Annotated in this window: 22 protein-coding genes; 10 read left to right on the forward strand and 12 right to left on the reverse strand. The window is 61.0% G+C overall.

Annotation, left to right across the window (positions count from 1 at the left end; translation table 11 throughout):
• Positions 1-337: ATP-binding cassette domain-containing protein (locus QZ638_RS12265; protein ID WP_295810696.1), on the reverse strand; the 337-nt coding region annotated here is incomplete at its 3' end.
• A 20-nt stretch (positions 338-357) separates the two neighbouring features.
• Between QZ638_RS12265 and QZ638_RS12270 the strand changes: the two genes are divergently transcribed.
• A complete protein-coding gene (locus QZ638_RS12270) occupies positions 358-675 on the forward strand; it encodes an MFS transporter (protein WP_295810700.1) in 318 nt (105 codons plus the stop codon).
• Positions 676-757: 82 nt separating this feature from the next.
• On the opposite strand, the gene QZ638_RS12275 is transcribed toward QZ638_RS12270, so the two are convergent.
• The 4 genes from QZ638_RS12275 to QZ638_RS12290 form a co-directional block, all read right to left on the reverse strand.
• Positions 758-2,503 (reverse strand): substrate-binding domain-containing protein, encoded by a 1,746-nt coding sequence (locus QZ638_RS12275; protein WP_295810702.1) that lies wholly within the window; start codon positions 2,501-2,503, stop codon positions 758-760.
• A gap of 163 nt (positions 2,504-2,666) precedes the next feature.
• Entirely contained in the window at positions 2,667-3,182 is a 516-nt protein-coding gene (locus QZ638_RS12280) for a DUF2937 family protein (RefSeq protein WP_295810705.1), read from the reverse strand.
• Between the two features lie 45 nt (positions 3,183-3,227).
• On the reverse strand, positions 3,228-4,160 hold the full coding sequence (locus QZ638_RS12285) for a neutral zinc metallopeptidase (RefSeq protein WP_295810706.1): 933 nt from the start codon (positions 4,158-4,160) through the stop codon (positions 3,228-3,230).
• A 167-nt stretch (positions 4,161-4,327) separates the two neighbouring features.
• Positions 4,328-5,500: an MFS transporter gene (locus QZ638_RS12290; protein WP_295810709.1), complete on the reverse strand. Its 1,173-nt coding sequence runs from the start codon at positions 5,498-5,500 to the stop codon at positions 4,328-4,330.
• A gap of 172 nt (positions 5,501-5,672) precedes the next feature.
• Between QZ638_RS12290 and QZ638_RS12295 the strand changes: the two genes are divergently transcribed.
• On the forward strand, positions 5,673-6,014 hold the full coding sequence (locus tag QZ638_RS12295) for a helix-turn-helix transcriptional regulator (RefSeq protein WP_295810710.1): 342 nt from the start codon (positions 5,673-5,675) through the stop codon (positions 6,012-6,014).
• Between the two features lie 24 nt (positions 6,015-6,038).
• Here QZ638_RS12295 and QZ638_RS12300 read toward each other — a convergent pair whose 3' ends face one another.
• Positions 6,039-6,788: a DUF4336 domain-containing protein gene (locus QZ638_RS12300; RefSeq protein WP_295810745.1), complete on the reverse strand. Its 750-nt coding sequence runs from the start codon at positions 6,786-6,788 to the stop codon at positions 6,039-6,041.
• A gap of 306 nt (positions 6,789-7,094) precedes the next feature.
• Between QZ638_RS12300 and carB the strand changes: the two genes are divergently transcribed.
• On the forward strand, positions 7,095-10,592 hold the full coding sequence (gene carB, locus QZ638_RS12305) for a carbamoyl-phosphate synthase large subunit (protein ID WP_295810712.1): 3,498 nt from the start codon (positions 7,095-7,097) through the stop codon (positions 10,590-10,592).
• An 82-nt stretch (positions 10,593-10,674) separates the two neighbouring features.
• On the opposite strand, the gene QZ638_RS12310 is transcribed toward carB, so the two are convergent.
• Positions 10,675-11,667, reverse strand: coding sequence for a helix-turn-helix domain-containing protein (locus QZ638_RS12310; protein WP_295810714.1), 993 nt, complete (start codon positions 11,665-11,667; stop codon positions 10,675-10,677).
• A 172-nt stretch (positions 11,668-11,839) separates the two neighbouring features.
• On the opposite strand from QZ638_RS12310, the gene QZ638_RS12315 reads away from it, so the two are divergent.
• Positions 11,840-12,427, forward strand: a complete 588-nt coding sequence (locus QZ638_RS12315) for an isochorismatase family protein (protein ID WP_295810747.1) — start codon at positions 11,840-11,842, stop codon at positions 12,425-12,427.
• A gap of 585 nt (positions 12,428-13,012) precedes the next feature.
• Here the strand turns inward: QZ638_RS12315 and QZ638_RS12320 are convergent.
• The 3 genes from QZ638_RS12320 to QZ638_RS12330 all read right to left on the reverse strand — a co-directional run bounded on the left by QZ638_RS12320 (position 13,013) and on the right by QZ638_RS12330 (position 15,614).
• Positions 13,013-13,822: an ABC transporter permease gene (locus tag QZ638_RS12320; RefSeq protein ID WP_295810717.1), complete on the reverse strand. Its 810-nt coding sequence runs from the start codon at positions 13,820-13,822 to the stop codon at positions 13,013-13,015.
• The gene (locus tag QZ638_RS12325) at positions 13,819-14,829 is read right to left on the reverse strand and encodes an ATP-binding cassette domain-containing protein (protein WP_295810720.1); all 1,011 of its coding nucleotides are present in this window, start codon (positions 14,827-14,829) and stop codon (positions 13,819-13,821) included. Before QZ638_RS12325 ends, QZ638_RS12320 begins: the two co-directional genes overlap by 4 nt.
• A 155-nt stretch (positions 14,830-14,984) precedes the next feature.
• Positions 14,985-15,614 carry a lytic transglycosylase domain-containing protein gene (locus tag QZ638_RS12330; protein WP_295810722.1) on the reverse strand — a complete coding sequence of 210 codons (630 nt, stop codon included), beginning with the start codon at positions 15,612-15,614 and terminating at the stop codon, positions 14,985-14,987.
• Between the two features lie 158 nt (positions 15,615-15,772).
• Here QZ638_RS12330 and QZ638_RS12335 point away from each other — a divergent pair, with 158 nt between their 5' ends.
• The 3 genes from QZ638_RS12335 to QZ638_RS12345 all read left to right on the forward strand — a co-directional run bounded on the left by QZ638_RS12335 (position 15,773) and on the right by QZ638_RS12345 (position 17,271).
• A complete protein-coding gene (locus QZ638_RS12335; protein WP_295810725.1) occupies positions 15,773-16,327 on the forward strand; it encodes a methylated-DNA--[protein]-cysteine S-methyltransferase in 555 nt (184 codons plus the stop codon).
• A 118-nt stretch (positions 16,328-16,445) separates the two neighbouring features.
• A complete protein-coding gene (locus QZ638_RS12340) occupies positions 16,446-16,790 on the forward strand; it encodes a hypothetical protein (RefSeq protein WP_295810727.1) in 345 nt (114 codons plus the stop codon).
• A gap of 109 nt (positions 16,791-16,899) precedes the next feature.
• Positions 16,900-17,271 (forward strand): hypothetical protein, encoded by a 372-nt coding sequence (locus tag QZ638_RS12345; RefSeq protein WP_295810730.1) that lies wholly within the window; start codon positions 16,900-16,902, stop codon positions 17,269-17,271.
• A gap of 46 nt (positions 17,272-17,317) precedes the next feature.
• Here the strand turns inward: QZ638_RS12345 and QZ638_RS12350 are convergent, their stop codons facing one another.
• Both QZ638_RS12350 and QZ638_RS12355 read right to left on the reverse strand, forming a co-directional pair.
• Positions 17,318-18,172 (reverse strand): EAL domain-containing protein, encoded by an 855-nt coding sequence (locus QZ638_RS12350; protein WP_295810733.1) that lies wholly within the window; start codon positions 18,170-18,172, stop codon positions 17,318-17,320.
• Between the two features lie 4 nt (positions 18,173-18,176).
• Positions 18,177-19,097, reverse strand: a complete 921-nt coding sequence (locus QZ638_RS12355) for an EAL domain-containing protein (RefSeq protein WP_295810735.1) — start codon at positions 19,095-19,097, stop codon at positions 18,177-18,179.
• Between the two features lie 181 nt (positions 19,098-19,278).
• Here QZ638_RS12355 and QZ638_RS12360 point away from each other — a divergent pair, with 181 nt between their 5' ends.
• The 3 genes from QZ638_RS12360 to QZ638_RS12370 form a co-directional block, all read left to right on the forward strand.
• Complete coding sequence (locus QZ638_RS12360) at positions 19,279-20,481, forward strand: pyridoxal phosphate-dependent aminotransferase (RefSeq protein WP_295810738.1); 1,203 nt, start codon at positions 19,279-19,281, stop codon at positions 20,479-20,481.
• A gap of 127 nt (positions 20,482-20,608) precedes the next feature.
• Complete coding sequence (locus tag QZ638_RS12365) at positions 20,609-22,144, forward strand: bifunctional diguanylate cyclase/phosphodiesterase (RefSeq protein ID WP_295810741.1); 1,536 nt, start codon at positions 20,609-20,611, stop codon at positions 22,142-22,144.
• Between the two features lie 368 nt (positions 22,145-22,512).
• Positions 22,513-23,464 (forward strand): GTP-binding protein (locus tag QZ638_RS12370; protein WP_295810743.1); only part of this gene is annotated, 952 nt, incomplete at its 3' end.

Below are 23,464 nucleotides of genomic sequence, written 5' to 3' on the forward strand. Positions count from 1 at the left end.
CATCGATATCGAGCCCGGTGGTCGGCTCGTCGAGAAACACGATCTCGGGCCGGCCGAGCACCGCCAGGGCCATCTGTACCCGCCTTTTCTGGCCGCCGGACAGGGTGCGGTATCGGCGCCTGGCAAAACTACCGAGTTCGCACATGGCAATCGCCTCCGATACCGGCATCGGGTCGGGATAATAGCTGGAAAACAGCGTGATCAGTTCGCGCGGGGTCAGGTTGTACGGCAGGTTCGCCTCCTGCAGCATCACTCCGATCCGCCGGCGCACGGCCAGCGCTCCCGGCTGGCGGCCAAAAATCCGCATCCGCCCCCTGGTCGGCTTTGTCAGCCCCATGGCACAGCCTCGCCCCGGAAATGGGCCAGCTCGCGCTCTATTCGGCGCTGGCCTATGTGATGTTCTTCAACTTCTCCTGGGGCCCGGTGATGTGGGTCATGCTCGGCGAGATGTTCCCCAACCAGCTGCGTGGTTCCGGACTGGCTGTCGCCGGCCTGTTTCAGTGGGGCGCTAATTTCGCCATCACCATGACTTTCCCGATGATGCTCGCCGCCAAGGGCGTCGGCCTGGTCGGGGCGTATATGTTCTACTGCATCTGCGCCGTGATCTCGCTGGTCTTCGTCCTGTGGGCGGTGAAAGAGACCAAGGGCAAGGAACTCGAGGAGATGCAGGGCTGAGCCCTCCATCGCTTCAGTAACGGACAATGAAAAGGCCGGCGTTGATCGCCGGCCTTTTTTTGTCCGAAATCCGGGGAAGGGGTCAGTCCCCGGTTGCCGGTGGCGCCACCGTCTCGCGCTCGATCAGCGCGATTTCGAGGATCTGGTGGTCGGGCGAAGTCTTATGCCCGCCCGGCGTGACCACTTCCGACAACGCCGTGACGGCGGCGCGTGCCATGTCGGCGATCGGCTGGCGCACGGTCGTCAGCTGCGGCCAGATTGCCGAGGCGATCGGGGTGTCGTCAAAGCCGGCGACCGACAGGTCCTGCGGGATCTTCAGGCCCAGCTGGTGGGCAGTGTCAATGACCCCGGCGGCCATGTCGTCATTGGAGGCAAAGACCGCGGTCGGCCGGTCATCCTGGCGCAGCAGCGTCTCGGCGGCCTGCATGCCGGACCGATAGGTAAACGCACCGCGCACGATATCGGTGTCGCGCACTTCGAGCCGGATCGTATAAATGTCTGTGCCGGCATCCTTGGCGAAATCGCAGGCCTCGATTGTCTTCTCGTTCATCAGCGCGGTCGATTTGCTTGCACTGGCGTTCAATTCGCCGTCGAGACGACCGTCGATCATGTAGCCGAAGCTCGAATAGCGTGAACGCAGCCGGTTACGCAGGACGCCGAACGTGTTGGCGCCGTCCGTCAGGACGACCATGACCTTGATCAGGCCATCTTCCGAATCGCCTCCGGCGAAGGGCTCTTCCGGAGACAGGACCCGTGCGCCCCAGGAAACGCCTTCCATGATGTTGGTGTTGCCACTCGCCCGGAACTGCCTGACTTTCGATTTCAGAGCCGAGTAGTCGTTCGTCAGCGGCGTCAGGGGCTCGGCGTCGCACATGTCGTTCGGGCCCTTACCGGTGTTGAAGAGATTGAGATTAAGCAATCCCAGAATGTTTCCCAGAAGATCGAATCCGTACTTCTTGAGCTTTTTTTCCTTGTCGTCGTCGCTGTCGTCCCAGGGATTGACCGACGAATGTATGTAATTGTTGCTGTAGCCGCCCGGCTCGTCGATCGCGAATGCCGGAACAAACAGGCTTGCGGGATCGCGCTGCTTAGCCGGCGTATCCGCCACGTCATGCCGCGTCTCGCCGTCGGCCATACGCGTCTCGACACAGCCTTTCCACTCATGTCCGAGATTGTTGAACGCTTCGAAGCGGCTGATGCCCGTTTGCAGTTCAAGCTGGGGAATTTCGCTCACCCCGTAGAGATCGAGCCACGGCGCGCCGGTACCTTCCTCCACCTTCCCATCCTCGTCGAATGTCGGGCCGTGTTCCGGCCCGACATTTACGAAAGTGGAGAAGGGAACGAGCGCGAAACGCAACCGCTCCTTGTCGTCCACCTGCGCGGAAATGTTGTCGATCAGTTCTTCGACCGCGTTCTTCATGTCGCGCAGTTTGCGGCCGCTCATGGAGCCCGTGGTGTCGAGCACAAGCGCGATTTCATAGGAGACCAGCGCAACGTCCGCCTGCGAAGACGCGCCGACAGGCATGAAATTCTTGCCGAAAATTCCGCCGAACAACAGATCCACATCGATGTTCGCGGTGACGCGCACGGATCGTTCATTGCGCTCGATCTCGAGCGCCCTGAACGTTTCGGGCAAATTGCCGGCGAGATAGGTGCGTGCAATCGCCTCCGCCTCGGAGTCGGATATCTTCCTGCCCTTTTGCGCCACGGCCAGGGCCGCGGTGTCGAGCGCATTCTGCAGTTCTGAGCGCACCCGGCTCATATTCGAGTAATCGATGGCAAAACCGGATGCACCGATCAAAGCCATGGCCGACAAGGCCGTCATCATCGCAAAATTGCCGGATCTGTCGGATCCGAAACGCCGACACAATTGCGTGCTGGAGCGTAGCACGCGTCCTAACCGAGAAATCATGTTGCCCACCCAAGCTTTTATTGTTGGCGGCAATCTAGATTTCGGCGTTTAAGAACGCGTTAAACGGGCAGTTGCAATTCTACACGCGAAGATTGCGGGCCGGATAACGCTTTTTGCGGCGGAAAAACAGTCCGATCAGCCAGGCGGTCGAAAAGCCGAACACCAGCCCGGCACCAGTCCAGATAAACCCATGCAGTGTGATGGGAACGGCCGGCTCGAAATCGCGATACGCGCCCTGGAGCACAGGCCCGTCGGGCGCGCGGGCCACAACCAGGGGCCTCAGAACAGGCGGAGCTGCGTCGAAGGCCTGGGACTGGCGCTCCAGATCGCCAAGCCGGCCGATGGCGGCGCGAACGGATCCGGCCCGATCCTGAAGAAACGCGCTGCCGGTGTCCTCGTAGACGTTTATCGCCCTTTCGCGGGTCAGGTTGTTTTTGGCCGCATCGGCGTCGAAGGTCTCGATGACCCGCCGTAGTTCTTCCAGCGCGCCGTTGAGCCTTTGTCGATACTGCTGCGAAAACTCAGGTGCCTGCGACGTCGCCAAGCCGCAAACCACCGCAACGGCAAGGCTGAGTATTCGTCCTAGTCCAAACATGCTCCAATCCACCTCTTGCGTGGCAGCAGAACAGTCGGCCCAGGCCTATATGGGCTCGTTGAACGTATCGCAATCGGCCAACCGTCCGCTTTTGAGCCCCCGCGCAAACCATGTCCGCCGCTGCTGCGACGTGCCATGATTGAAGCTTTCCGGCACCACATAACCCTGGGTGCGGCGTTGCAGCGTATCGTCACCGATCTGATTGGCCGCATTCAGCGCTTCTTCGATATCGCCATCGTCGAGCAGCCCCTTCTGTGCCGTGTAATGGGCCCAGATGCCGGCGAAGCAGTCGGCTTGCAATTCGACCCGGATCGACATGGCGTTGGCCTCGGCCTGGCTCATACGCTGCCGCATCTCGTTGAAGCGCGGCAGGATTCCGGTCACGTTCTGCACGTGGTGTCCCACCTCGTGCGCAACCACATATGCCTGCGCGAAATCGCCCGAAGCCTCGAAGCGGCGCGCGAGCTGATCGAAGAAACCGAGGTCGAGGTAAACCTTCTGATCGCCGGGACAATAGAACGGACCGGTCGCCGCCGAAGCGAAGCCACAGGCCGAACGTACGGAATCGGTAAACAGGACCATGGAAGGTTCCTTGTAATCGAGCCCCTGGGACTCGAAAATGCCATTCCACGTATCTTCGGTCTCCGCCAAAACGACGCTGACGAACTGCTTCATCTCATCGCTGGCGCCGCCCGTGCCCTGCTGCTGCGTGGTCGTCGTCTGGCTGCCACCGCCGGGGCCACCGGAGCCGCCGGACAGCATCTCCAGCGGATCGATGCCGCATGCGCGCAAGACGAAGAAAAGCACGACCAGAACGACGATGCCGGACAAACCGCCGCCGGCGCGCCTGCTGCCGCCCATTGGCAATCTTATGCGGCCACCGGACCTGCCAAACCCGCCGGGAAACGATCCTCCGCCTCCCGAACGACCTCTCCGGTCCTCGACATTGCTGCTTTGACGACGACCCTTCCAGCGCATGCGGCAATTCCCAGTTGCTTTCACTGGATACTAGTTACCGGCTTATGCACCACAAGGCCAGAGCTTGTTTCCCGGCTGCCGTGGCTCCACGGGCGCTCCCGCGGGCGATTTCAACATCGCCGGCGGGACAAGCGGATCGAGATAAACGTGATGCGGATGGAAGAAAATCAGGCTGTGGACACAGCGTGCCGGGTCTTGCCGCCACGCCGCACGAAGGCAAGCGCGACGAGCGGGAAGATCGCGGCAACCAGGCCCAGTTCCCAAACCTGGCCGAACTCAAGCACACGTCCGCCCACCAGCGTTCCAAGCCCAATGCCGAAATAGACGGCCGACACGTTGAGCGCGAGCGTCAGCCCCGCCACGTCCGGCGCATATCCTACAAGCCGGCTTGCCTGGGCGGGCGGGAAGGTCCAGCCCAGAAAGCCCCATGGCACCAGAAGCACGATCAGCAACGGGCCGGCGATGGATGTGGGCACGAACAGCATGAGACCGCTGATAAGTACCGCGAACAGTGCCGCGAGAAGCATGGATGCGACAACCACGCGTGTCGCGCCGATGCGGTCGGCCAGCCGCCCGCTGGTGTAATTGCCCAGAATGGCACCGCAACCATAGGCAAGCAGTATAGCAGGCAGATAGTCCGGATCGAGCCCGACCCCGTCGATGGCGATCGGTCCCAGATAGGCGATGATGGTGAAACCACCGACCAGGTAGAGCAGTGTCACGGTGACCGCCCGCGCCACACCCGGCCGCCGGATCACCAGCAGTCTTTCGCGCAGCGGCGTGTGCGACCCTTCCAGGTCGCGTGGAAGCTTCCACCAGAGCGCCAGGAGGCATAGCAGCCCCACACCGGAAAGACCGAGAAAAGCTCCGCGCCAGCCAACGTAATGCGCCAGAAGCGAGCCGGACGGCGCTCCGAAGGCCAGCGCGAACGTGGTTCCGCCCACAACGACGGCAATCGCCGCGGCACGGCGCTCCGGCCCGGCAAGCGCAACCGCAGCCGCCTGCGCTGTGGCTGCGAACAGCCCGCCCGCCATGCCGATGGCGACCTGTGCGGCGAAGAGCGACACGAAGCCGCCGCTTGCGGCTGCCGTCAGATTGCCCAGAACGAATGCCGCCATGGCCATGGCGAGCACGCGGCGTCGGTTCATGGCACCGGTGAGCGCGGAAAGAATCGGCGTGCCAACCGCATAAGCGAGCGAGTAGGCGGAAACGAGATAGCCGGCTTCTGCGACAGTCACCCCCGTATCGGCGGCGATAAGCGGCAAAAGGCCGGCGAAGACGAAAGCGACCGTGCTGACGGCAAACGCGCCCAGCGCCAGCAGGAAGAGACGCTTGTCCATATGAAAACCCTTTAGTTCAAAATTCATTGAACTTTTGAAAAATGTACCGATGATTGTCAATTCCCAACGGAAACGCTCCTGCCAGTTCATGCCGTGATAATGCAGCGCTGCATACGCCCGGGTCCATGGCGGACGGCTTGCATCCTGTGTTCGATCGCTTAGTGTTCAAGACATGCTACCGCATCCGAACGTCGACCAGATTTCACTGCCTCATGTGCTCGCCGTCCTCGGCGATCAAACGCGACTGGCCATTCTGGGCGACCTTGCGCGGCGCGGAGACGAACCCCTGGCCTGCGCCCAGTTCAAGGACTTGGGATCGAAATCCAATCTGTCCTATCATTTTGCCAAAATGCGCGAGGCCGGCATCATCCGCGTCGAACCGCTCGGCACCAAGCGTCTGATCTCGTTGCGCAGCGACGACCTCAACGCACGGTTTCCGGGCCTTCTCGATTCCATTCTCGCCACTGCGATCACATTGCCGCCACCTCAAAAGCGGGTCGCAGACGCGGTCTGACCGGCGGTGGCGCGCACGACGCCGCTACGGTCGGTCGAGAAGCCAGTTGAAAGACCGCTGCAGGATGGCCTGGCCATCGCGCTCGAACCATCGTCCATGGGCGATGATGACCCGTTCCGGCGCCCAGCCGATCATGGTTTCGACAGCCCGCTTCAGCGCCGGACGCTGCCTTGAGAACGTCAGCCGCATGTCGCGCGGCATCGCACCGTGCGGGGCGAGGACACCGCCGAGTCGCGCCACGATGCGGCGCCACCAGTTGAGCTTCCGCGGTTCGAAATTCTCAATGAAATCGGTCAGCACGAGTGTGCGGCTGGTGATGTGAAAGAACTCGACTTCCGTCATGAAACTTCCCTCTATCGGCAAGGTGCGAATTTCAGGGTCCCATGGATATCCGCTTTCGCCCGCGATCTCGCGGGTCGGAAAAGCGATATGCTCCCCCGCCTGCTCGCGGATGCGCGGCGCAAGCCAGATTTCAGCCTCGGGATAGGCGATCCGCCACGAAGGCACCCACCAGTAATGAATGCGGTTGGGCGCCACGATGAAACGGACCGGCCCGAGCGCCTGCAGTTCAGCGCGCAGATCCTTCGTCAGATGTGTCGGCGAATGCACGAACAAGCCGCCATCGCCAAGGCGGACGATGGTCATGCGCGTGGGAAACGGCATCCTGAGGCCGGGCGGCCCGAACCGGATCGTTGGCCCGTCGACGATCCACACAGCCTCGGTAATCGGCTTCAATGTGTTCAGCGGCGGATAGGTCGCCGCCCCAGCCTGCATTCCCATTCAAGCTCCCAATGGGTTTCATGGCGGTCTCGACGGAGTCCGGAGAACGACCATACCACAAGAATCGGAGCCTTCCCGGCGGGATTTCACGTTCCACCACGGTGTCACTCACCTTCCACGAAGGCAAGTTATCGACAGCAATAGACCCCCGTGTCCTTTGGTAGCGTTGAAATCGTCATTTTCGGGGTTCCGTCGGGCCCGCCCATTGCCTATAAGGCGCGCCTAGCCCGACAATTTTTGCCCGGCCTGCGCGCGGCATACGCCCGTGCGGCGTCGGCTCACACGCGCGAGTGATCTTTCATGCCAAAACGCACCGACATCAAGTCGATCCTGATCATCGGGGCCGGCCCCATCGTTATCGGCCAGGCCTGCGAGTTCGACTATTCCGGCACCCAGGCCGTGAAGGCGCTGCGAGAAGAGGGCTACCGCGTCATTCTCGTGAACTCCAACCCGGCCACGATCATGACCGATCCGGAACTCGCCGACGCGACCTATATCGAGCCGATCACGCCGGAAGTGGTAGCGAAGATCATCGCCAAGGAGCGTCCCGACGCGCTTTTGCCCACCATGGGCGGCCAGACCGCGCTTAATACGGCGCTCAGCCTGCGCCGGATGGGCGTTCTGGAGCGCTACAATGTCGAAATGATCGGCGCCCAGCCTGACGCCATTGACAAGGCCGAAGATCGCTCGCTGTTCCGTGAGGCCATGGCCAAGATCGGCCTCGAGACCCCGCGTTCGATGCTCGCCAACGCTTCCGACGTCAAGAATGCCGACCGTCAGAAGCACGAGGCCAGACGCAAGGACCTGAAGGACACGCTTTCGGGCGAAGCCCTCGACACGGCACTGGACGACCTTGAGAACCAGTGGAACCTTGGAGAAGGCGACCGCAAGCAGCGCTACATGAATCATGCCATGGGCGTGGCGGCGCAGGCGCTCGACTTCGTCGGTCTGCCGGCGATCATCCGCCCCTCCTTCACGCTCGGCGGCACGGGCGGCGGCATCGCCTACAACCGCGAGGAATTCTTCGACATCGTTTCTTCCGGTCTCGACGCTTCGCCAACCACGGAAGTTCTGATCGAGGAATCCGTGCTCGGCTGGAAAGAGTATGAGATGGAAGTCGTCCGCGACCGCGCGGACAATTGCATCATCATCTGCTCCATCGAGAACGTCGACCCGATGGGCGTGCACACGGGTGATTCCATCACCGTGGCTCCCGCCCTGACGCTGACCGACAAGGAATACCAGATCATGCGCAACGCATCGATTGCGGTGCTGCGCGAGATCGGGGTGGAAACCGGCGGTTCGAACGTCCAGTTCGCCGTCAACCCCGAGACGGGCCGCCTTGTCGTCATCGAGATGAACCCGCGCGTGTCGCGTTCCTCCGCGCTTGCCTCCAAGGCGACCGGCTTCCCCATCGCCAAGGTCGCTGCCAAACTCGCCGTGGGTTACACGCTGGACGAACTCGAAAACGACATCACCGGCGGTGCCACGCCCGCTTCTTTCGAGCCGTCCATCGACTATGTGGTCACCAAAATCCCACGCTTCGCCTTCGAGAAGTTCCCTGGCTCGGAGCCGGTCCTCTCGACGGCCATGAAATCGGTCGGCGAAGTTATGGCCATCGGACGCACCTTTGCCGAATCCTTTCAAAAGGCGCTGCGCGGCCTCGAAACCGGGCTGACCGGCCTCGATGAAATCGAGATTCCCGGTTACGCCGTCGATGGGGATCCCTCGGAGAACAAGAACGCCATTCGCGCCGCCCTGGGCAGGCCCACGCCCGACCGGCTTCGGATGGTCGCCGAAGCCATCCGTCTCGGCACCAGTCTGGAAGACGTGCACGCCATGTGCCGTATCGATCCGTGGTTTCTCGAGCAAATCGCCGCGATCCTCGCCATGGAAGAGCGCGTGCGCGAGCACGGTCTGCCGGAGGATGCGCAAAATCTGCGCCTCCTTAAATCCATGGGCTTCTCGGATGCACGCCTCGCGTCGCTGACGAAGAAAGAGACGGAAGAGATTCAAAAGATTCGTCATTCTCTTTCCGTTCACCCGGTCTTCAAGCGCATCGACACGTGCGCTGCCGAATTCGCCGCGCCCACCGCCTATATGTATTCGACTTACGAGCTCCCCTTTGCCGGCGCGGTGGCCGATGAGGCCCGCGTTTCCGACCGCAAGAAGGTGGTGATCCTCGGCGGCGGACCGAACCGCATCGGCCAGGGCATCGAGTTCGACTATTGCTGCTGTCACGCCGCGTTCGCGCTGGCCGACGCCGGCTTCGAGTCGATCATGGTGAACTGCAATCCGGAGACGGTCTCCACCGATTACGACACCTCCGATCGCCTCTATTTCGAACCGCTGACGCCGGAAGACGTGCTGGAAATTCTACGTGCCGAACAGAAGGCCGGCACGCTTCACGGCGTGATCGTGCAGTTCGGCGGCCAGACACCGCTCAAACTCGCCGACGCGCTGGAAAAGGCCGGCATCCCGATCCTCGGCACCGCCCCCGACATGATCGACCTGGCCGAAGACCGCGATCGCTTCCAGAAACTCCTGATCAAGCTCGGCCTGAAGCAGCCGAAGAATGGCATCGCCTACTCGGTCGAACAGGCGCGCGTCGTGGCCTCCGAACTCGGCTTCCCGCTGGTCGTTCGTCCATCTTATGTGCTGGGCGGTCGGGCCATGCAGATCATCCACAATGAGACGATGCTGCAGACCTATCTGCTCGACACCGTCCCCGGCCTGGTGCCCGAAGAGATCCGCCAGAAATACCCGGCCGACAAGACCGGCCAGATCAACACGCTTCTCTCCAAGAACCCGCTCCTTTTCGACACCTACCTCACCGAGGCGGTCGAGGTGGACGTGGATTGCCTGTCGGACGGCAGCCAGACCTATGTCTCGGGCATCATGGAACACATCGAGGAAGCAGGCATCCATTCGGGCGATTCGGCCTGTTCCCTTCCCGTCCACTCGCTCGATACCCCATTGGTCTCCGAACTTGAGCGCCAGACGGCGGCCCTTGCCGGCGCGCTCAAGGTCGGCGGGCTGATGAACGTGCAGTACGCCGTCAAGAATGGCGAAATCTACGTGCTCGAGGTCAATCCGCGCGCCTCGCGCACGGTGCCCTTCGTCGCCAAGACCATCGGCCGGCCAATCGCCAAGATTGCCGCCCGCATCATGTCCGGCGAGAGCCTTGAAGACGCCTTCGCCCATTACGGCACCATGCCAAATGCGCGCGACCTCGGCCACATCGCCGTCAAGGAAGCCGTGTTCCCCTTCGCCCGGTTCCCGGGCGTCGACACATTGCTTGGACCGGAGATGAAGTCGACCGGCGAGGTGATGGGGCTCGACACCGACTACGCCCTCGCCTTCGCCAAGGCACAGCTCGGCGCCGGCGTCGACCTGCCGCGCGAAGGCACGCTGTTCGTTTCGGTGCGCGACGATGACAAGGCGCGAGTCCTGCCGGCGGTCAAACGTCTCACGGCTCTGGGCTGGCACGTTCTGGCCACCGGCGGCACCGCACGCTTCCTGCGTGAGAACGGCGTTGAAGCCGAAAAGATCAACAAGGTTCTGGAAGGACGCCCGCACATCGAGGATGCCATCCGCAATCGCCAGGTCCAGCTCGTCTTCAACTCGACGGACGGTCAAAAGGCCATGTCGGACTCCAAATCGCTGCGCCGCGCGACATTGATGCAGAAAGTGCCCTACTACACCACGATGGCGGGTGCAGAAGCCGTGGCGGAGGCCATTGCCGCTCTCAAAGCCGGCAGCCTGGAAGTGCGCCCGCTGCAGAGCTACTTCTCATAAACAACTCACCGCGCAGTCGCCTCCGATACCTCGGCGACTGCGCCATCCTTCCCACCAGGACATCCTTCCCACCAGGATGCTCTCAGCTCGCCTCCTGGAGTCGGTCGGAACCGGCACGAAACTGCTTGCGATACGCCAGCGGGGAAACCCGGAACGCATGAACGAAACGCTGACGCATCGTCACCGCGGAGCCGAAACCCGCTGCCTCGGCAATGGTTTCCATGCGCCGGTCGGTGGTTTCGAGAAGACGTTGAACCAGCGCCAGACGCTGCGTCAAAATCCATTGCGACACCGTTGATCCGGTCGCTTTGCGAAAGCGGCGCGAGAAATTGCGCCGGCTCATCGCCGCCTTCTCCGCAAGTCGGTCGAGGCAAAGCGGCTCGTTGAGGTTGCCGGCGGCCCATTCCAGCGTCTCTTCCAGACGATCCCCTTCAAGCCGCCTGTGGAGCGGTTGTTCGATATATTGCGCCTGCCCGCCGCTTCGGTGCGGCGCCACCACCATGCGCCGCGCCACCCGGTTGGCCGCGTCCGCACCATGGTCGCGGCGCAGGAGATGCAGGCAGCAATCGATGGCCGCGGCCGTGCCGGCGGATGTCAGGATGTCACCTTCATCCACATAGAGCACACTGCGATCCAGAAGAACGTTCGGGTAGCGCGCGGCGAAATCGTCGGCAAACACCCAATGCGTGCTGGCCCTCCGTCCGTCGAGCAATCCGGCCTCCGCCAACACGAGAGCTCCCATGCACAGCCCGGCAAGCCGCGCCCCGCGTCGATGCGCACGCTGCAGGGCCTTCAGCAGTGCATCCGGCGGTGCCACCAGCGGTCCCGGCCAGGCCGGTACGATCACCGTGTCGACCGTTTCGAGCGCGGAAAGATCGTTATCGACGAGCATTGAGAAGCCTGAGGCGGTCTCGATCTTTCCCGGTGTCTGCGCACACACGACGAGGTCGTAGCGAGGGGCGTCGAGGCGAGCGAAATCGTCGGCGAAAACCATGCAGGGCACCGAGAGGTGAAACGGACTGACGCCCTCGAACGCCACCACCGCAATCTTGTGAATACGCGCATCGCGCTTCATGGCCCAACTCCATCGTTCTTTGTCATTTGGGACACTTGTGCCGAAACGCGACTTAAAGAAGTTTGCAGATGATTACAAGTCGACTGGTAATCCACACAGAGGAAACTGTATTCAACCTGAATAAACGATAGGAAGCACGATGACGACCTCAGCGAATCCGACACTTCGAGAGATGATCGGAAGCACTCCCAAAAGCGCGATTCTCACATCAGAGACAGCACTTTTGGTTATTGATTTTCAAAAGGAATATTTTGAAGGATCGTTGCCCGTCCCCGATGCGCGGGAGGCCATGGAGAATGCCGGAAAACTCGTCGCATGGGCCGACGCGAACAAGATAAACGTTTACAATATACAGCATCATAACCCGATTGGCGCTCCGGTCTTCGCAATGGATGGCGACACGGTCGCATTTCACCCCGATATCCGGCCCGCCAAGCACCATCATGTACTGCAGAAAACCTCGGTTAGCGTGTTCCCGACCACCGATCTGGATGCCCGCCTCAAGGCACAGGGGATCAAGACGGTGATTGTCGCCGGATTGATGACCCATGCCTGCGTTTCCGGCGCTGCGCGGGATGCCGTGCCGCTCGGTTATGACGTGATCGTCGCCTCGGACGCCTGCGCAACGCGCGACATCACCGGTCCGAACGGCAAGACGGTCTCACACAAGACCCTGCACGACGCTTCGCTGGCCACGCTCGCCGACGCATTCGCCGAGGTCCTCGACACCGAAGCCATTCTCGCCCTGCCGACAGGCTAGGCGCAGAATCGGGGTCGCATATTTCAAGGCCCCGACTTGTTTTTCAGCACCAAGGACTTTTTGAAATGAAGCCATTTTGGAGAATTGCCCCACCTCTTGCGGCGTTGCTTGCTGTGGTTGCAGCATGCACGGATCAGGCAACGCTCAAAAAGGAAATCATTTCTTTTCCCGTTTCGGAACTCCACTGGATCGTGATCCCGGATTCGGGCGGCATCAGATATGCCAATGTCCGCGGCGACTTGGCAGGCGACGGCCCTTATGAGGCTTTCGTCCTGTTCCCGGCCGGCATGGACACCCCGTATCACCATCACAGCCGATCCATTCCGACGGTGGTATTGAAGGGCACATTTTACGCCATGGTCGACGGCAGGCGAACGGAGTACCCGGCCGGATCGTTCTACGATCTGCCGGCGCATCTGAGGCATTTCAGCGGTTGCGCTGAAGGCGTCGACTGTCTCCTCTTCCAGTATCAGGACGGCGGTTTCGACCTTGTCCCGCAACGGGAGGAGGTGAAGGCACTTTTGACAAAAAACGAGCGCGCCCTGCAAAGGGCGCGCTCTATTCCAACTCTGAAAGACACGCCCTCTAACTGCGCCGGTAAAGCCACAACACGACCGGGGACAAAAGGATCGTCAACAGAGCCGGCGCAAGAAGCGCCAGCAACACTTCGCCACTTGTGGCCGTTCCGCTCATCAGCCCCCGCAGCGCCGTCGTCATGTGAGACACCGGATTCCGCACCACGAACGCTTCCAGCCAACCAGGCATCGTTTCCGGACGCACCATGATGTTGGATGCGAACACCAGCGGAAAGATAAAGGTGAAGCCGATGGTCATCACCGTCATCGGCGTGCGGATCAGCAATCCGAGCACGATGAAGATCCAGCCTGTGCCGAAACCGATGGCGATCAGCAGCAGGAAGGATGCGACGATACCGGTCAACCCCGCTTCCGGGCGATACCCCAGAACGAGCCCGACGGTCAGGATGATCAACCCGGCGATCGTGTGACGCAAAACATCGCCGGCCATCAGCCCGGCAAAGGGCGAAAGCGACCAGATCGGCAGAGAACGGAAGCGCTCGAACAAGCCCTTGGAGAGATCCGTCGACAGCCCCATGCCCGAATAGACCGAATTGAACACCACGGTCTGCACGAGAATGCCGGGCAGGAAGAATTGCAGGTAATCGCTGGTAGAGCCGGCAAGCGCGCCACCGAACACGAAGGTGAACAGCAAGGTGAACATGAGCGGCGTCATGATCAAATCGAACAATTGTTCGGGCACATGCTTGAATTTCAGCACCGCGCGCCAGCCGAACGTCAGTGCATTTGCAAGAGCGGAAGGCCGTGGCGGTCGTGCCGCATTGGAAAGCATCGCCGGGCCGATATCGACTGAACTCATGACGCTTCTCCTTCGGTGTCCTCTTCCATGGGCTGTCCCGTCAGCGCGAAAAACACCTCGTCGAGGCTCGGTGATCCCATCGAGAAATCCGAAAGCTCGATACCGGCCGCAATCAGCGCCGCAAGCGCTTCATTGGCTGCCTTGGGCGATCCGGCGACCACCGAAAGCTGTGCGCCCTCCGCACTGCGTTGCACGCTGGCATCCAGCACCCGTTCCAGAATTGTCTCCCCCTCGTCCAGCCGTTCGTTGTCGGCAAGCGCAACATGGAGGAAACCGGAACCGATCGCCGATTTGAGCTCGCGGCTCGTGCCCTCGGCAATCTTGCGGCCGCGGTCGATCACCGCGATGCGCGCCGCCAATTGATCGGCTTCTTCCAGATACTGCGTGGTCAGCAGAATGGTGACACCCGATTGGGCCAGTGCGCGGATCATCTTCCAGACGCCTTGTCGCGCCTTGGGATCGAGCCCCGTCGTCGGCTCGTCAAGAAACAACACGCCCGGCGTCACGATCAGCGAGGCGGCGATGTCGAGGCGGCGGCGCATGCCACCGGAATAGGATTTCACCTGTTTCTTCGCCGCATCGGAAAGCTCGAACGCCAGGAGCAGTTCATCGGCCCTCGCCTTTGCGGCGCGACCGGAAAAGCCCCAAAGCCGCGCCAGCATGATGAGATTCTCGCGGCCCGTCAGGTCCTCGTCCAGCGAAGCGAACTGTCCGGTGAGCGCGATCGCGCCGCGTACGGCCTGCGGATCGGATATGAGGTCGTGCCCCATCACGCTGGCGCTGCCGTCATCCGGGCGTGCAAGCGTGGCGAGCAGACGGATCAACGTGGTCTTGCCGGCCCCGTTCGGTCCCAGAATGGCAAAGATCATGCCGCGCGGCACATCCAGATCGATGCCATCGAGAGCTTTTACGTCACCGAAACGCTTGGCGAGCCCCCGCACGGATATGGCGAAAGGCTGCCCCTCACGGACAGCCGATATGGCGCCCATCGGTCTCGAATCGTTCATGCTTGTTCCTCCAGGCAGCCAGACTCTTCGACTGCGGGACGGATTCGTCAGGCGGAATCCGACAGCGCGGAGAGATACATCAATCGTCCGTTCGCCTGAACAGGCTTTATGGCGCCTGCTCCAAGCCTACTGACAGCTCCCGCCGGGGTGGCACATCAGTTGCGCAGCCCGGTCTCCTTCAGGAGTCCCTTGCGCTTGGCGTCGTAGTAATAGCCGCTCGCGTAAAAACGCACCGCGCGATCTTCGTTGCCCCCCGCTGTGATGTAAGCGCCGCGCAAATATTTGACCGCGTATTTGAGATTGGTCTCGGCGTCCAACAGACCCGAGGCCGGGCCGCGATACCCCATGGTCTGCGCAGTGTCATGGCGGATCTGCATCAAGCCCCAGTAAATGCGGTTGCGGGCGGCGGGATTGAAATTGCTCTCCCGCTTGACCACACGGCGCACCAATCGCTCCGGCACGTCGTATATTTGAGCATATCGGGCAATAAGCGCGTCAAGCTCGGCGCTGCGCGGGGCGACCGGCCGCGCTTTGCCACCGGATTCCAGCACCGTCAGTGCGGCGGAAGGCGGACGCTGGCCGGCGAAGGCGTCCGGCGTCAGTTCCTCACCGCCGAGTTCGGCATCCTGCTCGGCAACCAGGCTGTTCGCCACCACCGCCGCATCGGCGCCGCTTTCAGACAGTTCGGCCTTCTCTTGACCGTCGTTTCCGGTGGTCGTGCAGCCCGCCATCGATGGAACTGCGAACACAAGTCCGGCGGCGAGAATACGGGAAAACAAAGGCAAGGCGCATTCCTTCAATCAGCATACCCCCACCCGCGAGCCTTCTATCGTGCAACGCCAAGCGTGGCAATCTCGTGTCAGGACGATGCGCGTTCACTCTTCGTACCGCAATGTTTCCATGATAGAAGCGGGCAGTGGAATGGATTCCCCCGGTGAGCATCATGTCTTCAAGTGGTCGTCACGTGTTCGAAACCGCCTTCGGCTTCTGCGGTGCCGGCTGGACGGAGGCGGGTTTGGCTCGTTTTATTCTTCCAACCCCGGAGCCGGAAACTGTCGAGCGCCTGCTCAAGACCCGTCTGCCGGACGCCATCATTGCCGCGCCGACAGGCGCAATCTCGGATGTCGTCGCCGCCGCGCAGCGTTACTTCACTGGCAGCGAAGAGGATTTTTCCGCGGTTCCGCTCGATTTTGCCGGCATCAGCCACTTCCATCGCGCGCTCTATACCGCCATGCGGCAACTCGCCTACGGTGAAACCATTACCTACGGCGCGCTGTGCGAAAGTGTAGGCTATCCGAAAGCGACCCGCGAGACGGGCGCGGCCATGGGACAAAACCCGATGCCGCTCATCATCCCCTGCCATCGCGTGCTCGCCGCCGGGGGAAAGATTGGCGGCTTTTCCGCCCATGGCGGGATTACCGCCAAGCAGAAAATGCTGGCTCTGGAGAATGCCCGCTCCCCGAATGCCGAGCCGGCACAGGCATCTTTCTCCTTCTAGAATCCGTTGGCGTCAGTTCGCGGCCCACGCGTATCGTCCAACTTGCGCCCGGGCGCAGGCCGCGCATAATGATCGTGATTCGGGCACGCCTTGGTGTTTTACGGGGACAGCCACAATCTTGCCGCCAATCGGTCGATTTGTCGGCGGTATTTCTGTTCAGCGTCGGGTTCTTAGCGTCAGTGAATTTTCAACCGACGAGAATACCATGCCCCAGCCTGCCGACAACGGCATCAAGAACCGCCTTATAGAGCCATCGACCATGATCGCGGAAGTCAAACGCCTGCTCACGGCGGGCGTGGCCATGGATCAGATCGCTCCCGAACTGTCAAAGCAGTTCTACATCGACATCGACCTCCTCAATGCCGTGTTGCGCGTGATGCGCAAGAAAATGTCGGCACGCAAGCAGGATCAAGCAAAAGCGGAACAGGATCCGCCGAACTTGGACGACAAGGCAGCAGCCTGAAAAGTGTCTTTGCGGGTGCCCGGCGATATTTGTTTAAAATTTGTTCGAAAGCGCTCACCGTTTCAAAATCCTCCTCTGGTAGCAGTCCCGCACATGCGCAACCCAGCGCATGAACCTGCCAGACCAGAGAGGCCATTCCGTGCTGCAAGGCGATCTTTTGAACCCGCCCTTCAACAACGCTTCTGCAAGGAATGCAGCATCCCGAAATGGTAAGGAGATGCCGGTAAAAACATCCCTTCAGCAATCTCACGATCTTGAGAGAAATCGATCGGCTGGGCCCTCAGCAAAGGCTGTTGACGTACAGCCATGGGCTCGCAGAACGGCACTGCTCCTCCAGGAAGATCAACAATTCGCCTCGATGCTGCAGCGCATCTCGAAGCCGGAAGCATCCGAAAACGTGGTCTTCATAAGCAGACACGCCGAGGGCGTGACGGATTTCTCATCGGCCGCGGTCGCGTATCGCGAGAGCGGAGATGATTGAATTCAAGACAAGATGAGTGTTTTCCACGGATGCAACGATGCGGCGCTCAACGCAGCGGGATGACGACCTTTTCCGGTTCCCGAAAAAACGCATCGATCTCAAGCGTCTGAAAATCCGGGAAACTGCCGCCCTGCGCCGGGCGCGAGAAGAGAGGGCCTCCGACACAGTCGACTCCCACTTCGAGCGCGGCATGCAGTTGCTGCGGTGTCTGGATCCCACCGACCGAAATCTGGATTCCTTTTTCCTGCAAAGCCTCGACGAGCTGCGCGCACAGCCGGCGGGCGGCATCGACTTCGATCACGCGGCGGAACCAGCCGCCGTCGATCCTCACACTATGGGGTCTCCAGGCCTCGATGCAGGCCGGGTCGAAACCGGCGGGCCCAAATTCATCGACCGCAATGCGGACTCCGCTCGCAAGCACCGGATCCAGAACCCGATCCGCTGAACTTTCCTCCTCGCGCGCCTTCCTGGAAAACGCACAAATCAGCGATTGCCGCGATATGCCGATCTCAGCGAGCCGCCCCAGGATCAATGCTGTCCTTTCGGCAGTGCCATCGCGGCCCAGCGCTTGTACATCGCCGCAGGAGAGATAAAGATCGAAGCCATCAATGACAATGTGATGCGCGTTGGCGATGTGCAGCAGAAGGCACAACGTCCCCACCTTGCCGTGGAGCCTGCCCGGAACGGTCTGCAACAGCACATCCAACGGCACCGGGTTGAAATTGAAAAACGCCTGTGCGGCAGCTTCCACGCCTGAAGGGATCAAAGTGTTCGACGAGACGCGGAACACCGGACAAAACACCGATTTCAGATGAAAGGCACCGAGGCGACCGGTTTCAAATCCGAGTTCGTCCGCAAAGATGGATCCTTCCGGCAGCCCGGAAACCATTCCCCCCGTCATGGTGCTAAACTCCGCGCCGGCCGAAAGTGCGACCGCGGGGTGCGGCTTTTGTCGGCGGCCCGTCATCGGCGGTCTCTGTGCGCGTCAAACGCACTGCGGCGTCCGAAAGAATTTCCCTTCGCGCATTCTCGCGTGCCGTTTCGAATTCCTCGAATGCGCCCGGTGCCAGTTGCGGACGCGCAAGCGCGAACCCCTGCACCATGGAAACCCCGCAATGCTCGGCCAGTTCGAGTTGCTCGCCGTTCTCGATGCCCTCGAAAACCGTTCGAATGCCTTTCCGCGAGAAAACGCCCACCATATCCGCGAGCAACGACACGCCGGGCGCCGACGACAAAAGCCGGCTGGTCCATGCTCCGTCGAACTTCACGATGTCGGGGCCCAAAGCTTCGATCCGGTTCAAATCGGAACTGTCCGCCCCATAGTCGTCCACCGCGACCCGGTGCCCATAATCCTTCAACGCCCGGACAAACCCGACGAGCGTTTCGTCCGAACCGGTTTCCTGCTCGGTGATTTCACAGACAGTGCGTTCGGCCGCAATATTCGCTTCCTTCAGAACCGCCTGAACGTCCCGCAGCGCGCTTTTTGCAGAAGCCGCATCGATGAAATGCGATGGATCGAAATTGACGAACAATGAAGCCTTTTCGTTCAGGCTGACACCGGCATTCAATATGTGAAGCGTTCGCGCCAGCGTTTCGACATGGAGGCGGTCGATGTCGGGGACGCCGGAAAAGAACGAACCCGGCGCCACCGGCTGTCCGTCGCGAAAAGGGCGAAGCAATCCCTCATAAGCGGTTACGAGCAGGCGACCCTCGCGAAAAGAGAAGATCGGCTGAAAGGCGGTTTGCAATGTGTAGCCGCCCCACACCCCCACGGCGGTCCCGTTTTCTTCGCGGGCAATGTGGGCCGGGCCGATGCTGCGCGGCATGCTGCGCTTCCCCAAAAGTCGTCATTCACGGCCCAAACTGGCATTCAACGCCTTTATTCGCCGTTAACGGCTGGTTTAACGCCGCGAAACGGCTGGCGGCTTGCGATTCTGCCCGCGATCGGACATGAAGGATCACGCTGAAGCTCAGCGTAAAATCTCACAGGAACCGGAGTCCTCCATTATGGCTTTCCTTGCCGATGCTCTTTCACGCGTAAAACCATCCGCAACCATCGCGGTTTCCCAGAAAGCGCGCGAACTGAAATCGCAGGGCCGCGACGTGATCGGCCTTGGCGCGGGCGAGCCGGATTTCGACACGCCGGACAATGTCAAGAAAGCGGCCATCGAAGCCATCAATCGCGGCGAGACGAAGTACACGCCCGTCTCCGGCATCCAACCGCTGCGCGAGGCGATCGCTGCAAAGTTCAAGCGCGAGAACAATCTCGATTACGACTGGAAGCAGACCATCGTCGCCACCGGCGGCAAGCAGGTGCTGTTCAATGCCATGATGGCGACGCTCAACGCCGGCGACGAAGTGGTCATCCCCAGCCCCTACTGGGTCAGCTATCCGGAAATGGTCTCCATCTGTGGCGGCAAACCCGTCTCGGCGGAGACCAGCATCGAGAACGGCTTCAAGCTCACGCCCGATGCGTTGGAAAAGGCGATCACGCCGAAGACCAAATGGCTGATCATGAATTCGCCGTCCAACCCATCCGGTGCGGCCTATACGGCGGAAGAACTGAAAGCGCTGGCCGACGTTCTTCTGACACACCCGAATGTCTGGGTGCTGACGGACGATATGTATGAGCACCTGACCTATGGCGATTTCAAATTCCACACCATCGCCGAGGTCGAGCCGAAGCTTTACGACCGCACGCTGACCATGAACGGCGTGTCCAAGGCCTATGCCATGACCGGCTGGCGCATCGGCTACGCGGCCGGCCCCATCGAGCTCATCAAGGCCATGGACATGATTCAGGGTCAGCAGACCTCCGGAGCCTGCAGCATCGCGCAATGGGCGGCCGTCGAAGCGCTCAACGGTCCGCAGGATTTCGTCGCCAAGAACAAGGCGATCTTCCAGGGGCGCCGCGATCTCGTCGTCTCCATGCTCAACCAGGCGAAAGGCATTGAATGCCCGGTCCCGGAAGGCGCATTCTACGTCTATCCGTCCTGCGCGGAACTGATCGGCAAGTCCGCTCCTTCCGGCAAGGTCATCGAGACCGACGAAGATTTCGTATCCGAGCTTCTGGAAGCCGAAGGCGTTGCGGTCGTTCACGGTTCGGCTTTCGGCCTCGGGCCGAATTTCCGCATTTCCTACGCCACATCGGAAGAGCTGCTCGAAGAGGCTTGCAACCGAATCCAGCGTTTCACCGCCTCGTTGAAGTAAGAGCCGTCTGCACAAGATTTCTATTGCGCCGCAAAATAATCGTTCTGCGGCGCAATAGTATTAACGTCCTCTTTAAGCTTCATGCTGTTCTCTCTTTTTCCAAGGGATTCGGGGAGAAACCGGGGGCATGAGCATCCTGTCCTCCGTACGCCGCAATGGCGGACGGGTCTATATCGGCGTTCAGACGCTTCTGATTTCCGCGACGGCATTCGTTGCCGCCGCTTACGTTCTGGCGCCCCGCGAGAGCGGCGCGACAAGCTGGCTGCTCTTCGCTTGCCTGGCGTTCAGCACGGCCGGCATGATCCTGCTCGAATATCTCAAACGCACGGTTTCGGGTCAGCTCAAGGACGCGGTGCGCATCGAAGCCGAGCGCACGCGGCTCACCGAAAACGATCTCTTGACCGGCGCCCTCACCCGTGGCCGCTTCCTCGACGAACTCAATGCAAGCATCGGCACATTGTCGAAACCGCGCCGCATCATGCTTCTGCTTGTCGATCTCGATCACTTCAAGCAACTCAATGACGGTTTCGGCCACCAGTTCGGCGACGAGGCACTCGCACATCTGGTCGCTTGCGCGAAGCACTGCTTCCCCGATTGCACGATTGGCCGGCTGGGCGGCGATGAGTTCGCCATCCTCATGTATGGCAACGACCTGGCACGCTGCCGGTCACGCGCCGAAAAGCTGCTTGCCATGCTGCATACGGGCCGCGTCCGCGAGGGACACACCGTGCCGCTCGGCGCGTCGATCGGCATTGCCGTGGCTCCGCAACACGCGAGCAGCCATAAGGAGCTTCCGCTGCTCGCCGATCTCGCCCTATACGAGAGCAAAGGCGCCGGACGCGGACGCGTCACCGTGTTCGATCCGGACATGCTGTCGGAAAAGCGCCAACGCCGCTTCCTGGAGCGCGAATTGCGGGCGGCGATCTATCTGAACGAGCTCGAACTCCATTATCAGCCCCTCACCGATGCCGAGCGCAACTGCACGGCAGTCGAAGGTCTGGTGCGCTGGCGTCATCCAGTCCGCGGCATGGTCTCATCCGCAGAATTCATTCCGGTTGCCGAACGGTCGAACCTCATCGACATGGTGGGCGAATGGGTGTTCCGCCGTGCGTGCCTCGACCTCGATCGCTTCGCCTGCGGTCGCATCAGCATCAACGTCTCCGGCGAACAGCTCAAGCGCGATGGGCTGGTGCACATGCTCGACCGCGTGCTGCGGGAGACGGGAAGCGAGGCAAACCACTTCGTCCTCGAAATCACCGAAACCGTCGCCACTGCAGCGACCCCGGAAATCATCGCCCGCATCGAACGGCTGCGCGCAATGGGCTTCCGCATCGCTCTCGACGATTTCGGGACCGGCCATTGCGGTTTCAACTACATCAAGACACTGCCCATCGACGCGATCAAGATCGACCGCAGCTATATCCGCAATCTCGGCAATGACAGCATCGCACAAGTCTTCGTTTCCGCACTTACACAGATCGCGCGCATTCAGGGGCTTACCATCGTCGCGGAAGGGATCGAGACGGAGGAGGAGCTCGACCTTGCGCGCGCCGCCGGGTGCAACCGCTTCCAGGGTTACCTCCTCGGACACCCGAATGCGGCGCCGCCACGCAAGAGCCGGCCTGCCAATGTTGAACACATGAGGTTGGCGTTAAGCGCTTGAAAACCCGACGAGACTTCGAGCGTTGACCGCAAACGGGGCAAAGATCGGCCCTGAGTAATAGACGGCCGATCCTATGTCGTGGAAGCACGGCAAATCCAATTCTCTTCCGGGACGAAAAAGAACCGTTGGGACGGTCGGTCGAAGTTTCCGGCCGGGCATTCACGCCCCTTGCCCAAAACCCAAAGCCGTGTGACGATATTTAACAGGGAACGTTGGCGCACCGGCATGTCAGTGCCGCAAACGGCTCTCTCAAGAGCGGAAAATGCCCTGCTCATCCGGTAACGCGCCACGACCGCGCGACGGCCGCACAGGCCGGCCGCCGCTCAGGAAACGTGTGCAAGTAAACGCGTGAGAGGAGGTCGCCAACCATGGGAAATCGCTCGGGAGAAAGAAGCCGCGGACCGAAATGCATCGCCATTGTCGGTCCGTTTGCAAGTGGCAAGACAACCTTGCTTGAAGCCATTCTGGAACGCACCGGCGCCATAGCCAAACAGGCCAGGACCGGTTCGGGCACGGTTGGCGATCATTCCGCGGAAGCCAAAGCGCACCAGATGAGCGTCGAGGCGAGTGTCGCCACCACAAGTTTTCTCGATGAAAGCATCACTTTTATCGACTGCCCCGGCTCCATCGAATTTGCCCATGAAGCGGACCCAGTTCTGGCGGCGGCCGACATGGCCATCGTGGTTACCGAGCCCGACGAGAAGAAGATCGCCGCGCTTCAGCTTACCCTGCACAGGCTCGACGAGCTTGGCATTCCGCGCATGATCTTTCTCAACAAGATCGAACACGCCACGATGGGCGTGCGCGATATGCTGAAGATGCTGCAGCCGACCAGCGACACGCCACTTCTGCTGCGCCAGATTCCCTTGCGCAAGGACGGCATCGTCATCGGCTCCATCGATCTGGCGCTTGAACGGGCTTACATCTATCGCGAACATGCCAGCAGCCAGATCGCGCCCATTTCCGACGACGACAAGGCACGGGAAGTCGAAGCGCGTTTTTCCATGCTGGAAACACTCGCCGATCACGACGACAGATTGATGGAACAACTCTTGGAAGAGATCGAGCCGCCGCGCGACGCGATCTTCGACGACCTGGCCGCCGATCTGCGCGACGGCACGGTCACACCGGTTCTCATCGGATCGGCCGAAAAAGGAAACGGCATCTTACGGCTTCTGAAAGCGATCCGGCACGATTCTCCCGATGTCGAAGCCACCCGGGAGCGTCTCGGTGTCGATGACGATGGCGAAGCCGTCCTGCAGGTCATGAAGACGATCCACACGCCCCATGGCGGCAAGCTCTCCGTCGCCCGCGTGCTTT

The organism is uncultured Nitratireductor sp., from assembly GCF_913053745.1.
In the GTDB taxonomy this organism is placed as follows: Bacteria; Pseudomonadota; Alphaproteobacteria; order Rhizobiales; family Rhizobiaceae; genus Nitratireductor.

Coding starts and splice junctions, on each gene's coding strand:
- QZ638_RS12270 (WP_295810700.1), top strand. CDS start 358: ATGGGCCAGCTCGCGCTCTATTCGGCGCTGGCCTATGTGATGTTCTTC.
- QZ638_RS12275 (WP_295810702.1), bottom strand. CDS start 2,503: ATGATGACGGCCTTGTCGGCCATGGCTTTGATCGGTGCATCCGGTTTT.
- QZ638_RS12280 (WP_295810705.1), bottom strand. CDS start 3,182: ATGTTTGGACTAGGACGAATACTCAGCCTTGCCGTTGCGGTGGTTTGC.
- QZ638_RS12285 (WP_295810706.1), bottom strand. CDS start 4,160: ATGCGCTGGAAGGGTCGTCGTCAAAGCAGCAATGTCGAGGACCGGAGA.
- QZ638_RS12290 (WP_295810709.1), bottom strand. CDS start 5,500: ATGGACAAGCGTCTCTTCCTGCTGGCGCTGGGCGCGTTTGCCGTCAGC.
- QZ638_RS12295 (WP_295810710.1), top strand. CDS start 5,673: ATGCTACCGCATCCGAACGTCGACCAGATTTCACTGCCTCATGTGCTC.
- QZ638_RS12300 (WP_295810745.1), bottom strand. CDS start 6,788: ATGCAGGCTGGGGCGGCGACCTATCCGCCGCTGAACACATTGAAGCCG.
- carB (WP_295810712.1), top strand. CDS start 7,095: ATGCCAAAACGCACCGACATCAAGTCGATCCTGATCATCGGGGCCGGC.
- QZ638_RS12310 (WP_295810714.1), bottom strand. CDS start 11,667: ATGAAGCGCGATGCGCGTATTCACAAGATTGCGGTGGTGGCGTTCGAG.
- QZ638_RS12315 (WP_295810747.1), top strand. CDS start 11,840: ATGATCGGAAGCACTCCCAAAAGCGCGATTCTCACATCAGAGACAGCA.
- QZ638_RS12320 (WP_295810717.1), bottom strand. CDS start 13,822: ATGAGTTCAGTCGATATCGGCCCGGCGATGCTTTCCAATGCGGCACGA.
- QZ638_RS12325 (WP_295810720.1), bottom strand. CDS start 14,829: ATGAACGATTCGAGACCGATGGGCGCCATATCGGCTGTCCGTGAGGGG.
- QZ638_RS12335 (WP_295810725.1), top strand. CDS start 15,773: ATGTCTTCAAGTGGTCGTCACGTGTTCGAAACCGCCTTCGGCTTCTGC.
- QZ638_RS12345 (WP_295810730.1), top strand. CDS start 16,900: ATGAACCTGCCAGACCAGAGAGGCCATTCCGTGCTGCAAGGCGATCTT.
- QZ638_RS12350 (WP_295810733.1), bottom strand. CDS start 18,172: ATGACGGGGGGAATGGTTTCCGGGCTGCCGGAAGGATCCATCTTTGCG.
- QZ638_RS12355 (WP_295810735.1), bottom strand. CDS start 19,097: ATGCCGCGCAGCATCGGCCCGGCCCACATTGCCCGCGAAGAAAACGGG.
- QZ638_RS12360 (WP_295810738.1), top strand. CDS start 19,279: ATGGCTTTCCTTGCCGATGCTCTTTCACGCGTAAAACCATCCGCAACC.
- QZ638_RS12365 (WP_295810741.1), top strand. CDS start 20,609: ATGAGCATCCTGTCCTCCGTACGCCGCAATGGCGGACGGGTCTATATC.